1 protein-coding gene is annotated in these 407 nt (G+C 40.8%); it reads right to left on the reverse strand.

All coding sequences use genetic code 11. The features are described from left to right. Nucleotides 1-156: 156 nt before the first annotated feature. Nucleotides 157-407: helix-turn-helix domain-containing protein (locus QVP40_RS11865; RefSeq protein ID WP_288200544.1), on the reverse strand; the 251-nt coding region annotated here is incomplete at its 5' end.

Genomic DNA, 407 nt, shown 5'->3' on the forward strand with positions numbered 1-407 from the left:
TACGGTTTCCGCGTATCAGCTTAAAGCAGGGATCTCCGGGGATTCCCCGGAACATGGTAAAGGAATTACAGAGACATTCCGGTTTTCCGTCTTTTTTCAGTGTTTCCAGCAAATTTTGTTTTGGTGTCAGCATAAAAGCCATCTCCCTTCTGCCTGTTATCCTCTCTCCATAAGAAAAATCGAGAGTCTTAAATATAGATTTTTTATGGGCCTGGCAAGGTGTTCATTATCAAGCCCTGTGATCTCCTTTATTTTGCGCAGCCTGTAAAACAAAGTACTTCTTCCCACATAAAGATCCGAAGCAGTAGCTACGGTATTTCTTTCATTTAAAATATAAGTCATCAGTGTTTTGTACAGCTCTGTCCGGTTCCTGGCGTCATATTCCTTCAGCTTTTTTAATTCATATG

The organism is Blautia sp. CAG:257, assembly GCF_000433815.1.
GTDB classification, from domain to species: Bacteria; Bacillota; Clostridia; order Lachnospirales; family Lachnospiraceae; genus Blautia_A; species Blautia_A caecimuris.